At 68.3% G+C, this 13,767-nt stretch carries 12 protein-coding genes; 8 read left to right on the forward strand and 4 right to left on the reverse strand.

Going from position 1 to position 13,767, the window contains the following annotated elements:
- Window positions 1-13: 13 nt before the first annotated feature.
- Window positions 14-3,322 carry a glycosyl hydrolase gene (locus tag AAF184_11965; protein MEO0423048.1) on the reverse strand — a complete coding sequence of 1,103 codons (3,309 nt, stop codon included), beginning with the start codon at window positions 3,320-3,322 and terminating at the stop codon, window positions 14-16.
- 188 nt (window positions 3,323-3,510) lie between these two features.
- Here AAF184_11965 and AAF184_11970 point away from each other — a divergent pair, with 188 nt between their 5' ends.
- Window positions 3,511-4,446, forward strand: a complete 936-nt coding sequence (locus tag AAF184_11970) for a methyltransferase (protein MEO0423049.1) — start codon at window positions 3,511-3,513, stop codon at window positions 4,444-4,446.
- 56 nt (window positions 4,447-4,502) lie between these two features.
- On the opposite strand, the gene AAF184_11975 is transcribed toward AAF184_11970, so the two are convergent.
- Window positions 4,503-5,069 (reverse strand): porin family protein, encoded by a 567-nt coding sequence (locus AAF184_11975; protein ID MEO0423050.1) that lies wholly within the window; start codon window positions 5,067-5,069, stop codon window positions 4,503-4,505.
- Window positions 5,070-5,223: 154 nt separating this feature from the next.
- Here AAF184_11975 and AAF184_11980 point away from each other — a divergent pair, with 154 nt between their 5' ends.
- A complete protein-coding gene (locus tag AAF184_11980; protein MEO0423051.1) occupies window positions 5,224-7,140 on the forward strand; it encodes a winged helix-turn-helix domain-containing protein in 1,917 nt (638 codons plus the stop codon).
- A gap of 54 nt (window positions 7,141-7,194) precedes the next feature.
- On the opposite strand, the gene AAF184_11985 is transcribed toward AAF184_11980, so the two are convergent.
- Entirely contained in the window at window positions 7,195-8,310 is a 1,116-nt protein-coding gene (locus AAF184_11985; protein ID MEO0423052.1) for an esterase-like activity of phytase family protein, read from the reverse strand.
- 195 nt (window positions 8,311-8,505) lie between these two features.
- On the opposite strand from AAF184_11985, the gene AAF184_11990 reads away from it, so the two are divergent.
- The 5 genes from AAF184_11990 (at window position 8,506) to AAF184_12010 (ending at window position 11,459) form a co-directional block, all read left to right on the forward strand.
- A complete protein-coding gene (locus AAF184_11990; protein ID MEO0423053.1) occupies window positions 8,506-8,853 on the forward strand; it encodes a metalloregulator ArsR/SmtB family transcription factor in 348 nt (115 codons plus the stop codon).
- A gap of 26 nt (window positions 8,854-8,879) precedes the next feature.
- Window positions 8,880-9,326, forward strand: a complete 447-nt coding sequence (locus AAF184_11995) for a VOC family protein (protein ID MEO0423054.1) — start codon at window positions 8,880-8,882, stop codon at window positions 9,324-9,326.
- A gap of 72 nt (window positions 9,327-9,398) precedes the next feature.
- Window positions 9,399-9,767: a DUF952 domain-containing protein gene (locus AAF184_12000; GenBank protein MEO0423055.1), complete on the forward strand. Its 369-nt coding sequence runs from the start codon at window positions 9,399-9,401 to the stop codon at window positions 9,765-9,767.
- Window positions 9,764-10,804: a quinone-dependent dihydroorotate dehydrogenase gene (locus AAF184_12005; protein MEO0423056.1), complete on the forward strand. Its 1,041-nt coding sequence runs from the start codon at window positions 9,764-9,766 to the stop codon at window positions 10,802-10,804. The genes AAF184_12000 and AAF184_12005 overlap by 4 nt, the downstream gene beginning before the upstream one ends.
- Before the next feature lie 88 nt (window positions 10,805-10,892).
- Entirely contained in the window at window positions 10,893-11,459 is a 567-nt protein-coding gene (locus AAF184_12010; GenBank protein MEO0423057.1) for a sigma-70 family RNA polymerase sigma factor, read from the forward strand.
- Between the two features lie 7 nt (window positions 11,460-11,466).
- Here the strand turns inward: AAF184_12010 and AAF184_12015 are convergent, their stop codons facing one another.
- On the reverse strand, window positions 11,467-12,072 hold the full coding sequence (locus AAF184_12015) for a hypothetical protein (protein ID MEO0423058.1): 606 nt from the start codon (window positions 12,070-12,072) through the stop codon (window positions 11,467-11,469).
- A 234-nt stretch (window positions 12,073-12,306) separates the two neighbouring features.
- Here AAF184_12015 and AAF184_12020 point away from each other — a divergent pair, with 234 nt between their 5' ends.
- Window positions 12,307-13,569, forward strand: a complete 1,263-nt coding sequence (locus AAF184_12020) for an alginate export family protein (protein MEO0423059.1) — start codon at window positions 12,307-12,309, stop codon at window positions 13,567-13,569.
- Window positions 13,570-13,767 lie beyond the last annotated feature (198 nt).

Here is a 13,767-nt window from a genome sequence, read left to right on the forward strand (position 1 = left end):
GCCGGCGTGCGGGTCAGTCCCTGGCGCCAATACGCTGCCCCGGTGTCCAGGGCGCACCTGCCTCAGCGAGGGCGCTCTCGACGGCCGCGAGTTGCTCGGCACGTACGCGCTCCACCCGTGCTTCCACATCTTCCAAGCCGCTGCGGGCGAGGGCCATGTTCTCCCGCTGCGTTGCCGTGGGCGCCATGCGCGTGGCCAGGGCACCGCCCGCCGCGTAGAGGCGGGAGATGACACCAGGGCGGTCGGGTTCGTTGAGCTTGGCGCGGGCCGGGTTGCCGCGCAGGGTCTCCTGGATGGCCGCCACGGAGCGGCGAACGTCGTCGATCGCCTGGTAGAGGCTGGCGTCCGCGCTCGGTGTCCGTTCCAAGGCGGTCCGCAGGTAGGGGAGGCGGGCGTCGATCTCCTTCAGTACGCCGTTCACCGCGTCCAGGCGACGGCTCAGGTCGAGGAGCTCCACCCGGAAGGCCACGGTGGTGGCGGGATCGGCATCTGGCGGCAGGTTGTCGACGGCGTGCAGGGTGAAGGACTCTGCACTGCCGAGCGTGCGAACGCCCTGATCGCTGACCTCGATGAGTTGTACACGGTAAGTGCCCGGCCCCATGAGGGCACCTTCCGGATCTGTAAACCACGGCGGCGAGAAGCCCGGTGGCGAGAGATCGATGGCTTCCCCGGGCGCGGTGCGCATGTTCCACGCGACGCGCTGCAGGCCTTCCTTCGCCGCTACAGACAGGCGGCGAACGGGGGTGCCGTCCTCGGCGCTGACCTCGAGGGCGTAGCGGGTCTGCCCGGCGAGGGCTTCATCGCGCAGGGTTTCGAAGCCTGGGAAGGCGACGTCGGCCCCGTCCTTCGCTTGGCTCTGCTCCTGCTCACGTCGCGCCTTCTTGGCAGACAGGGGAACGTCGCTCAGGAAGACGTTGAAGACGGCACCGTGTGGCGGGTTCGGCGTGCGCCAGGCGCTGCTGCCCTGGGTGGGCAGGCCGATCGCCTGGCCCGGCTGGGCGGGCAGGAACCACCAGGCATCGCGCACGGCGAACAGGGCGCCAGCGTCGTCACCGGGGATGCCGTCACCGCCCTGGCGCAGATCAGCGGCGGCCGCGCGCAGGGGGCCGTAGTCGTCGAGCACGTAGAGGCCGCGACCGAAGGTGGCGCCCACCACGTCGTCGTCGCGACGCTGGAGCTTCACGTCGCGGAAGGAGATGGTCGGCACGCCGGCGCTGAAACGGCGCCAGTGCTTGCCGCCGTCTAGGGTCACGTAGAGGCCGTTCTCCGCGCCCAGGAAGAGGAGGTTCGGCTCGATGTGATCCTGCTGGATGGCCCACACGATCACCCCGTCGGCCAGATTGCCCGAGATGTCCCGCCAACTGCGTCCGCCGTCGTCGGTGGCGAAGAGGTAGGGCTTGTAGTCGCCCGTCTTGTGGTTGTCGGCGGCGATGAAGGCCCCGTCGACAGCATGCTGGGAGGCTTCCACATCGTTGATGAATGCCTGCGCCGGCAGGGGAGGCGGGGTGACCTGACGCCAACGTTCACCGCCGTCGTCGCTCGTGTGCACGAGGCCGTCGTCGCTGCCGGTCCACAGGCGAGCACCGTCGCGGGGCGATTCACTGATGGCCGTAAGCGTGGCGTAGCGCGACATGGCGCGCAGATCCCACAGCGCATCGGCGCTGCGCACGCGTCCGCCCACGGGCAGTTCGAAGCGGTTGGCGTTGGTGGTGAGGTCGCCGCTGATCGGCGTCCAGCTGTCGCCGCGGTCGTCGCTGCGCCAGAGGCGTTGGGAGGCGAAGTACAGGCGTTGCGGGGCATGCTCGCTCACCAGCAGCGGGGAATCCCAGTTCCAGCGCTCCGGCGGATCGCCAGGGGCGGGCTGCGGGCGGATGTAGACGTCTTCCTCGCTGGGTCGGTGGTGGCGGACGAGGTTGCCGTTCTGGCTCATCTGGTAGAAGACGTCGGGGTCTAGCGGATCGAAGGCCACGCCGTAGCCGTCGGCGCCGTAGGAGACGTACCAGTCCTGGTTGCGGACGCCCTCGGTGTGCAGGGTGCGCGAGGGGCCGTGCAGGGTGCCGAGGTCCTGCGCGCCTGCCAGCACGTCGTAGTAGGGCGTGCGGTTGCTGAGCGCGACCTTGTAGAACTGGCTGATGGGCAAGTTAGGGAAGTGGCGCCATTTGCGGCCGTCGTCGAAACTCTCGTAGAGGCCACCGTCGGTGCCCGCGATCAGGTGCGTGGGGTCGTCGGGGTCTATCCACAGGGCGTGGTTGTCGCTGTGCTTTTCCCGCCCCGTGCCGAGCTCGGTGAAGGTGCGTCCACCGTCGCGACTCACGTGCATGAACACGTCCATCTGGTAGAGGTGGTCGGCGTTGCGGGGCGAGGCTTCCAGCTCCTGGTAGTAGTGCGGTCCGGTGCCGCCGGAGATGTACTCAGCGCGGCGTTGCCAGCGTTCGCCGGCGTCCTCGCTCGCGTAGAGGCCGAGATGGTCGGCGTCAGCTTCGATGGTGGCGTAGACCCGGTCGGGGGCGGCGGGGGTCACCGCGATGCCGATCTTGCCTACGGCCGCATCCGCGGGCGGCAGGCCCGCGCTCAGGCGCCGCCAGGTCACGCCGCCGTCCGTGGACTTCCACAGGCCCGAGCCCGTGCCACCCGCGAGCAGCGACCACACGGTGCGACGCCGGTCGTAGGTGGCGGCGTACACGATCGAGGGATCGGTGGGATGGAACTCGAGGTCCGTCGCGCCGGTGCGCTCGTCCACGTGCAGCACGCGGGTCCAACTCTCGCCGCCGTCGGTGCTGCGGTACACGCCGCGTTCGCCGCCGTCCGCCCACAGAGGGCCCTCGGCCGCCACCAGGATGATCTTGGAGTCCTGCGGGTGCACGAGGATGCGCCCGATGTGTTCGCTGCGCGCGAGTCCCATGGCTTGCCACGAGTGGCCACCGTCGAGGCTGCGGTACACGCCGTTGCCCCAGGCGACGTGGCGACCGCTGACGTTCTCGCCCGTCCCCACCCACACGGTGTCCGGGCGCTGGGGGTCGAGGGTGATCTCGCCGATGGAATAGGTGGCTTGGTCATCGAACAGCGGTGACCAGGTGATACCGGCGTTGACCGTCTTCCAGACGCCACCGGAGCCGGCAGCGACATACCAGGTGCTGCGGCGGGTGGGGTGCACGGCGATATCGGCGATACGACCGCCGGAGACCGAAGGACCGATGCTGCGCAACGCCAGGCCGTCGATGAGTTGATCGTTGGGCGCGTCGTCGGCGACGGCGGGGGTGTGGGCGCCGACCGCCAGGGTCAGCAATACGCTGAATGCACCGAGGGCTGCGCCCCTGCTCATGGTCGCCGTCGTCATCTCGAATCGCCTCCATTGCTCGCGCGGACGAGGCAGTCTGACCAGCCCACCGGGCCTGACGCAACCGCGCCGGCCACCTTCCCCGCGCATCTGCCTTGTACGAGGCCTGGCAGCGTGTAGGCTAAGGAGCCCTGCGTGCGCCCGCACGAACCAACCGATGGAGCGAGAGACAGATGAAGCACTGGACATGGTGGATCGCCCTGCTACCGCTGGCCCTCACCGGCTGCGCCGAGACGGGCGAGGAGGCGGCGGGCGAGCCGTCGGCATCGCCGAGCGCCGAAGCCCCCGCGCCCGAGGCGGCGGCCCCGGCAGCTGAGGAGCAAGTCGATCGTCTGGCCGAAGTGCTGGCGGCCCAGCCCGAGGAGATGCAGGCGCGCTATGAGTGGCGCCACCCCGAGGAGACGATCCGCTTGTTTCGGATCGAGCCCGGCCACACGGTGGTCGAGGCGCTGCCGGGCGGTGGCTGGTACAGCAAGATCCTGCTGCCCTACCTGGGCAGCGACGGCACGCTGATCGGCGCCACCTACGAGGACAGTCTCTGGCCGCTGTTCGGGTTCTTCGACGATGAAGCGATCGCCGAGCGCGTCAAGTTCCCCACCCAATGGCCCGAACAGGTAGCGGGTTGGGACATCGAGGGCGCGGCGTCGGTGGAGGCCTACACGCTCGGCACCATGCCCGACTACCTCTCGGGCACCGTCGATCGCGTGTTGTTCGTCCGCGCCTTGCACAACCTGGCACGCTTCGAAGGTGACGGCGACTACATGAGCCGAGCGATCGAAGAGTCCATGCGAGTGCTCAAGCCCGGTGGCCTGGTCGGCGTGGTGCAACACCGCGCACCCAACGATGCACCGGACGAGTGGGCGACGGGCGCCGCCGGCTACCTCAAGGAGGCGGACGTCAAGCGGGCCTTCATCTCCGCGGGCTTCGAATTGCTCATGGAGTCGGGCATCAACCGCAACCGGGCGGACCAGCCGACGGCGGAGGATATCGTCTGGCGCCTGCCGCCGAACCTGTCCACCAGTGGCGAAGACCCCGAACTGCGGGCGTCGCTCGAGGCCATCGGCGAGTCCGATCGCATGACGGTGGTCTTCCGCAAACCCGAGGCCTAGCCCCACCGGGCGGTGCCGGTACCGACCGATCTGAAGGTCGGTACCGGCGCTGGCGCTCAGCGCTGTCCGAAGCGGTACTCGAGGCCGATCGAAAACACGGTGCTGTCGGCGTCGTCGAGGGCGTAGTGGGAGACGTCTGCGGTGATCATCAGAGGTGCCGCTACCTGATAGCCGACGCCCAATCCGAGCAGCAGGTTGGTGTCATCGGGGCTGGCGGAGGTGACGTCGTTGATCTGCGCCCTCCCGTTCCAGAAGAAGGCGCCGGCGCGACCGAGGATGGCGACCCGCTCGCCGAGCGGGATGCGCCCGGTGAGCGCCAAGGTGAACCCGTCGGCACTGAGCGAGACGTCGGCCGGGGTGCCGTCGATCAGGGTCTCCTGCTCGAAGTCACCGAAGTTGTGGTAGCCGGCCTCTAGGCCGATGTAGTCACCGAAGCGATAGCCGAGTGAGAAGCGGAACGCGGTGCTGCTCGTGTCTAGGAGGGTGCCGTCGTCGAACTGCTCGTCGATGATGGCGCGCCCGGCAGCGGCGTTCAGGTGCCAACCACCGCCGTCGTCGGCGGACGCGGAGGCGATGGCCACTGGGGCGACGAGGGCGAGGAAGAGGACGTGTGCGAGGCGCATGGGGGCTCCTGATCATTTCCGTTGTGTGAGGAGGGGCCACCCTAGGGGCGCGCCACGGCAGATGCTTGAAGCCTCGATGAAGATCGATGAAGGCCGGATGAAGCTCGAAAAAGACGCTGTCGGATCAATGCCTTGGGGGCACGCGTAGCGCGCCATGGGCGATTCGCAACACCCATCGGAGGTCGCGACACACCCCCACGTTGGCGGCGCGGTGCCCATGTTGCTGCGCTCCGGCCCCTTGGAGCTCGATCCCCAAGCCGAGCGCGTCTCGTGCGACGGGGGCTGGGTGGAACTGCCCAAGCTCTCCTACCGCCTGCTCCTCGCATTGGTCACCCGTGCGCCACACACCGTGAGCAAGGACGAACTCATCCAATCCGTATGGGCGCGCACGGCGGTGAGCGATGAGACGCTGGCACAGCGAGCGCGCCTGCTGCGCCAGGCCCTGGCACCGGCGGCGGGGGATTCCTCGGCGCACTGGCTGGTGGCGGTGCGTGGTGAGGGTTACCGCTGGCAACTGCCCGTCGAGCGGGTACCGCGCCTCGCCGTCACGCAAGGCAGTGACGGGGCGGTGGAGGAGAGGCAGGCGCGTGCCGCTCGCCGCGCGTCCCCATGGCGCGGATGGGGGTTGGTGCTCGCGGGCCTCGTTCTGCTCGCCGCGAGCATCGGCTGGTGGACAGCACAGCGACCGATGCCCCCGGTCGACGCCGGCGAAGGTCGTGAGTTGATTACGGTGGCCGTGCTGCCCTTCGAGGCCGAGGCCGACCAGTCCCACGTCGCGCTCGGCTTGGAGGACGCCCTGCGCTCGCGGCTAACCGCCGTGCCCGGGTTGGCGGTGCGCTCACGCACGCGCCTGTCCGGCCAGGCCGAAGTGCCTAAGGCGGATGCTTTGGTGGGCGGCCGTCTGACCCGCGCGAGTGACGGCCAGTTGCAGCTCGCGCTGGAACTCGCCGACGCGGGCTCGCAGACGCTGCTCTGGGCCGACAGCTTCGAGGCGGACTTGAGCGTAGGTAGTCTCTTCGACCTGCAAGCGCAGGTGGCGGCGCGTGTGAGTAGTGCGCTGATCGACGAGGCCTCGGCGGCTGTCCAGCCCCCGGCGCGCAACGGGGACCGACTGCCGACCGACAGCATCGCTGCCTACGAGCTCTATTTGCTGGGTCGCTACCACACCTTCCGGCAGACGCTGCCGGATCTGCGGCAGGCCGTCGAGCACCTGGAGACGGCGGTAGGCATCGATCCGCAGTTCGCCCAGGCGTGGGCCGCTCTGGGCTGGGCCTACACCTTCCTGGGCACGAGCTACGGCGCGCTCACACCGTCCGAGGCGTACCCGAGCGCTCGCGAGGCGGCCCTGCGCGCGCTCTCGCTGGCGCCGAACCTGGCGGACGCGCGCAGCCTGCACGCGGACATTCTCACCTGGTACGACTGGGACTTCCCGGCCGCCGAGGCGGAGTATCAGCAGGCCCTCGCGCAAGACCCCTACAACACCCTCGGCTACGCCTTGCTGCTCTCGGTGCTGGAACGCCACGAGGAGGCGATCGCCATGGTGGAGCGTCGCCTCGCGGTCAGCGCTGATGATCCCTACGTCCATGCCAACGCCGCCTGGCGCTACCTCAATGCCAACCGCCTGCCGCAGGCGATCAGCGCTGCCCGCCGTGCCGAGAGCCACCCTGACGCTGCCGCAGTGCTCGGTCGCGCGCTGCTCGCGAGCGGCGAGGTCGAGCAGGCGATCGAGGTGTTCGAAGAGGACGTCGCGCGTCGCGCTCGGGCGCCGGGGCAGCTGGCGAACCTGGCGGTTGGGTACTACGCGGCGGGCAATCGCGAAGGTGGGGACGCCATCGCCGGCGAGCTCGCGCAGCAGGCGCAGGAACGCTACGTGAGTTCGGTGCTCCTGGCCCGCGTCGCCTTTGCCGGCGGGCACGTCGATGAGGGGTTTGCCTATCTCGAAGCCGGCCTGGAAGGGCGCTCGCGGGGCATGATCTTCCTGCCGCTCCTGCGAGAGCTGGCAGGCGTGCGCAGTGATCCGCGCTACATCTCCTTGCTGCGAAGGATGGGGCTGCGCAGCGCAGACTCCTGAGGAAAGCTGCTCGAAGGGGTGGGCCTTGCGGTCCCACCCCTGGAGGCCTTGCTCCTAGTCGCCGACAGACAGGGCGAAGGCTAAGAACTGCGTAAACTGATCCGGGTTGAAGTTGTTGTCCGACACCAGGATCAACGAGCGATCACCGTTCGGTAGCCGCGGACCGAAGGTGACCCCTTCGATGTTGTCGAGGGTGATCTGCAAGTCGGCGAGATCCAGCAGCAGGGTCTTGGCCGCCACTTGCACCTCCTGACCCTCCACGCTGTCGACGTCGCTGACGTCATCCGCCCGCCGCACGCTGACCAGGTACAGCTTGATCGCGTTGCCGACGCCGACGGAGAAGGAGCGCTCCACGGCGAGGAAGCGGTTGCCGCCGCCGAGGGACAGCAATTCCACCAGGCCGTTGGTGGTGAAGTCGCCGGGCGGGTCGGACTCCGCGGCCACCGGGTCGGTCTCGTAGATGAACTCCGCGCCGGCCTCGCCGGTGGCCACATCGAGGACCAGGAATCGGCTGGGGCTGCCGTTGTCGACCGTGGCCGACGGGCCGTCCTCGGCCAGGGCGTTCTCCGTCGCCGTGACCAGCTTCGTGCGGCGCTCGGAGAAGGTAAGGCTCTCGAAGGCCAGGTTGTTACGGATGCCGGCGAGGCCGTCCTCGGTGGGCGCGTACTTGACGGGCGTTTCGAACTCGCGGACGAAGGAGCCGTCGGGGTTCATCTCGCGCACGAACGGTGCCTGCAGGGCGCTGGCATCACCCTCGCTGGTCCAGTACAGGCTGCCGGTGATCGGGTCGTGGCGAATCGCCTCTGGATCCACGCCCGAGGCCTCGAAGGGCAGGCCGTCGGTGTCGAGGAGGGTCACCAGGCTTTCGAAGGTGACGTCGCCGTCGTCCAGGGTGCCGTCATCGAGGTCGATGGTGATGGTGTAGAAGCGCGCGTCGTCAATGCTCGAGCGATCGTCGCTCAGCACGTAGTAGAGGTCGTTGGCGCGGTCGTAGTCGATGCCCGAGAGGCCGCCGATTTCCGTGCCCTCGAATTGCTGCCCGGTGGGCAGGGTGGCTTCACCGATGAACTCCAGCGCCAGCTGGGCCTCGGAAGCGGGGGCAGCGGCCATGAGCAGTGAGGCGAGGGCGCCTGCCACGGACGGGCGCCGCGGCGTGACAGCGGTCAGCATGATCAATGATCTCCTTAGCCGAGGGTAGGGATGCAAGCGGGAGGCAACGTACCGAGTGGGTGTTACGGGGATTCGACGGCTGGCGTGTCCCTTTGGGGTCCGTCGGGTGACATCACCGTGACAGCAGGGCCGGTCGCACCGCGGTGCAATTGGCGAGGCTTGAATAACTATATATCTAGAGGTATAGTTATTTGCATGATCGATCACGTCGACATGACCGACAGCAGCGCCGCCGCTGCCTTCGCCGCCCTCGGCAGCGCCAGCCGCGTGGCCTTGCTGCGATTGCTGGTCCGGGCGGGTACCGACGGCATGAACGTCAGCCAGTTGCGCGAGGCGATCGGCACGCCGGCCACCACCTTGACCCATCACCTAGGCAAGCTGGTGGAGGCAGGACTGGTCACTCAGCAACGGCGGGGACGGGAGCTTCGTTGCCGCGCCGACTACCCGGTGATCCGAGCGATCGGCGCCTTCTTGATGGAGGACTGCTGCGCCGGCGTGTTCGATGCCCGCGGCGAGGTCTGTTGCTCCGCTACCACCGACTAGCGCCCTTTTCCTTTGGGAGAGCATTGATGAAGCGTTTTCACTTGCACCTACGCACGGAGAATCTGGCCACGGCACGGCGTTTCTACACCGCGTTGCTGGGCCAGGAACCGAGCGTGATCGAACACGACTACCTCAAGTGGATGGTGGACGACCCCCGTATCAACCTTGCCGTCTCCACCCATGGCGGTGGCGCGACCGGCGTGAATCACGTGGGGATCCAGGCCCAGAGTGATGAGGAACTGGAGGAGATCGCCGGGCGCCTCGCCCATGCGCAGATCAGCACCGTGGAAGAGCGCGACGCCAACTGCTGCTACGCCGAGTCGAACAAGCACTGGGCCAGCGACCCCGATGGCGTGGTCTGGGAGACTTTTCACACCCACGGCGCCCGACGCACCTACGGAGAGGACACGGTGCCACGGGTGGAGGAGCAACTGCGCAGCGAGGCCCAATCGTCCTGTTGTGCGGGCGAATAGCACCGTTTCGCGTAAGCTACGCGGTCGCAGGGCGCTCGTGGTGAGCGGCAGGTTGGCGGCAGCGGAGCGACGATGGCAGCGAGTGATGGGCGTCCCGAACTGATCTTCAAGATCGAACACGGGCAGGCGTGGCGCGAGGCGGAGCAGGCCGGCGTCTACCGAGGAGCGGCCATCGATCATCGCGATGGCTTCATCCATTTCTCGGCGGCCTCCCAAGTGCGCGGCACGCTCGAGAAGTACTTCGCCGGGTGCAGCGGCCTGGTGTTGGTGGCCGTCGACGCCGGGCAGTGCGGTGGCGCCCTGAAGTGGGAGGTGTCGCGGGACGGCGAGCGCTTCCCGCACCTCTACGCGAGCCTGCCGATGGCAGCGGTGGTCGGCGTCGGGGCGATCGGCGCGGAAGGTACGCTGCCCAACGCGACGGCCTGGGGGCTCGACCGATGAGCGTCTCCTGGCTGCCCTGGCCGCTGATGCGTCCGTTGATCTTCCAGCTGTCGCCCGAGGAGGCGCACGAGCTTTCCCTCAAGGCCTTGGAGAGCGGCCTGCTACGGCCGAGCGCTCCGGCCTTGCGTCCGCGCCCCGGACTGGCCCGCACGGTGGCCGGCCTGCGCTTCGCGAACCCCATCGGCATCGCCGCCGGTTTCGACAAGGACGGCCGGGTGCCGATGGCCGTGCTGGCCCAAGGCTTCGGGTTCGCCGAGGTGGGCACCAGTACGCCCCGGCCGCAAGCCGGCAATCCGCGCCCGCGAGTCTTCCGGCTGGTGGCCGATGGTGCCCTGATCAATCGCCTGGGCTTCAACAACGAAGGCCACGACGCCTTGGCGGTGCGCCTCGAGCGGCTGCCTGCCAAGGGCGCGCGTCCCGGCGTGATCGGAGTTAATATCGGCGCTAACAAGGATGCCGAAGACCGCATCGCCGACTACGTCCTCGGCGTGCGCCGCTTCGCTGCCCTCGGCGACTACCTCACGATCAATATCTCCTCGCCGAACACCCCAGGCCTACGGGATTTGCAAGGTAAGGAGGCACTCACCCGGCTGCTGAGCGAGTGTCTCGATGCCCGTGAGCAATGCCTCGGCGCTGGTGAGCGCTGCCCGGTGTTGGTCAAGATCGCACCGGACCTGGATGAACAAGGCCTGGAGGACAGCCTCGCGGTGATCGAGGCGAGCGGGGTGGAAGGGGTCATCGTCTCGAACACCACCAACGCCAGGCCTGCCACCTTGCGCGCCGTCGACGCCGTGCGGGAGGAGGCGGGTGGCCTTTCTGGCAAGCCGCTCTTCGAAGCCTCCACCGCCATGCTGCGCACGGTTCGTTCGCACCTGGGTACAGGCGTGGCCCTGATCGGCGTCGGCGGGGTGGACTGCGCCGCTACAGCGCAGGCCAAGTTGGATGCGGGCGCCGATCTCGTGCAGCTGTACACGGGCTACGTCTACCAGGGGCCGGCGCTCATCGGGCGCCTGCTCGAGGGCCTGGATCAGCCCTGATGCAGGGCGTGCTACTCGCCTTGCGCACAAGGCCTCGGTACGATTCTCAAGGCGACCCGCCTGGCCCGACAGATAGCCCTCTATCGCTGTGACCCACACCCCAAACGATTCTGAAGACGACGCTGCGCTCCTGGCGCGCATCGGGGCGGGCGATGAGGCCGCGATGAAGGTGATCTACGATCGCTACGCGGGGCCGCTTCGCTTCTTCGTGAGGACATGGCTCTCGGACGAACACGAGGGCGGCGACGTGGTGCACGAGGCGATGCTGGCCGTGTGGACCCAGGCGACCCGCTTCGAGGGGCGTTCCTCCGCCAAGTCGTGGATCTTCGGCATCGCACGCAACAAGGCGATTGACCGGGTGCGCGCCACCTCGCGCATGGTGCCGACGGAGCCCGAGCACTTCGACGATGCGGACGAGTCGCAGGACCTGCAGCACGACCTCGAAGCCATGCAGGACGCGGCAGTGGTGCGCGAGTGCGTCGAAGCGCTCGGTGAGGCCCATCGTCGGGCCGTGCACTTGGCCTTCTTCGAAGATATGGCCTACCGAGATATCGCCGACGTCGAAGGGTGCCCGGTCGGTACGATCAAGACGCGCATCCTGCACGCCAAGCGCTTGATCGTGCGCTGTGTGAGCCTCAAGCGCCGCGGCGCTTGAGCGCTGTTTACGGCAGGGTCGCGCTCACCACGAGATCCGCGCGCTCGCGAAGGCTCGTGAGCGCTGCGTCGCGTGCGCCTTCATCGGCGAACTGCAGCTGGTAGAGCCCCAAGGCCGAGGGACCGGAGACGATCTGGCCGCGCGTGTCGAGGAGCAGGGCGCGTAACGCCTGTTCCGACGCATCGGGTTGAAATGCCACCTGGAGGGTGAACGCGGCGGTGGCGACCTGGGCGGGATCGCCAGCCGTGACGTAGCGATCGCTCCCGGTGTTCGACAGCATGATGGCCTGGCCGAGCACCACGGCGGCGAGCACCGCCGCTGCCGCCCGCCACAAGGGCGAGGTCGTTGGGCGCTGGTCAGCCGTCCCAGGCGCTTCGCGGGGCGGCAGGGCCCGTTGCAGGCGACGCCAGCCGAGCTCCTCGGCAGGGCTTACGTCGCCTCCCTCTCGCACGGCCTGGCGGATGCTGCGGAACACCTCGATTTCGGCGGCGATGCGAGGGTCTTGGTCGGCCGCCTGTTGCACCTGTCGGCGCTCGTCGTCGCCCAGCTGGCCGTTGACGAACTCGGGGATCAGCGCGATCAGCGTGTCGGGCTCAGAGGTCTTGTCGTTCAAGCGCTTATCTCCGGTTCGGGACGGTGCCACGGCGAGCGATATCGTAGCGTAGATGGGGCGGCAGCGCCGGCCTTCGGACCGCGTCGCAGCAAGGGCTCTACGGGTTGGTCGTGACAAAAACGTAGGGGGTTCAAAATTTTTTGTGGGTTCCCCTCTCGAGGCCCGCTCGGCATCCTTTAGGGCCCTGAGACTGACGGCTCGCGGTGGGCGAGCCCCCACCCGAGGATCCAGCGCTTGCCACGATCGCACAGCGGATTGCCGGCGATGCTACTCGCTTGCATGGGCGTGGCTGCGATTGCCACCCCGATGCTCCCGGCGAGTGCGCTGGAGGAGGAGGCGTCCGCACGCGGTGGACCCCGCCTGCTCGGTAATGGGCGACTCCGTTACGAGACGGTGAACGATTCGCTGAACCCGAAGGACGCGACGGCGCTTACCGTGCGCTACCGCGGCGCCATCGAGGTGCCCCTGGGCCAGCGCCTCACCTTTCTCGGGGAGGTGGAGGGTAACGAGGACCTCATCGCCCGCTTCAACGATGGACGCGAGAACTGGACTAACCGTCTCGATAGGCCCTTCATTCTCGACCCCGACGGTCGCGAGCTCAATCGCCTGCAACTGCAAGCTGAGTTCGCGCCCGGCAAGCTGCTCACGATCGGCCGGCAACGGATCGTCCTCGACGACGAACGCTTCTTGGGCGTCTCGGCCTTTCGCCAGAACGATCGCACCTTCGACGCCGTGCGCCTCGGCGCCGACCTCGGCGGCACCGTACTCCTCGATGCCGCCTACCTGCGGCGCACCCAGCGCGTGCTCGGCGATGACTCGCCCTTCGGCAGCTTCGTCGGCGACAGCCTGGCCCTGAACCTCAATCTGCCAAGCCCCGCCGGGCGCCTCTCCCTATTTCACTACGCCCTCGACCTGCGCACGGGGCCGGCGCAGGAGCGCACGGACAAGGCGTCGTCGCAGACCACGGGTATTCGCGTGACGGGACGACGCTACTGGCAGGGCCATGGCCTGCGGTGGGAACTGTCCTACGCCACCCAACGCGACTTCGCCGACAACCCCAAACGCTATCGCGCCGACTACGGGCTGCTGTCGGCGACCTACGAGCGCGCACGGTTCTCGGCCACCTTGCGTGGCGAGGTGCTGGGCGGGAGCGAGGAGGGCGTGGGCTTTCAGACGCCGTTGGCGACCTTGCGTAAGTTCCAGGGTAACGCCGATGTGTTCTTCAACACCCCTGGCGATGGCGTGCGCGATCTCTCCCTCGAGGTGCAATGGCGCTTCCAACCCACCGTGCCCCTGGTGGATGAGGTGCAGGTGTTCGCTCGCCAGCACGGCTTCTGGGCCGAACGCGGCGGCCAGCGCTACGGCACCGAGCTCGATCTGGGCATGACGGCTCGGCGCGGGCGCACGAGCGTGTCGGCGGGCCTCGCGGCCTATCGCGCCGACACCTTTGCCGGCGATGTCGACCGCATCTTCTTCTCCCTCAGTCGCATCTTCTGAAGCCTTGCATTGAACCGATCGCCCGCCAGCGTCGACTGAATGCCTGATGCCCCAAGGTCCTAGTGTGGTGGGGGGGGGGGGGGGGGGGGGGGGAGGGGGGGGGGGGGTGTTTGTGGGTGGGGGGGGGGGGGGGGGGGGGGGGGGGCGGGCGGGGGGGGGGGGGGCGGGCGAGGGGGAGCAGAGAAACACGAAAGCAAA

This window comes from Pseudomonadota bacterium, from assembly GCA_039815145.1.
GTDB lineage: Bacteria > Pseudomonadota > Gammaproteobacteria > Steroidobacterales > JBCBZW01 > JBCBZW01.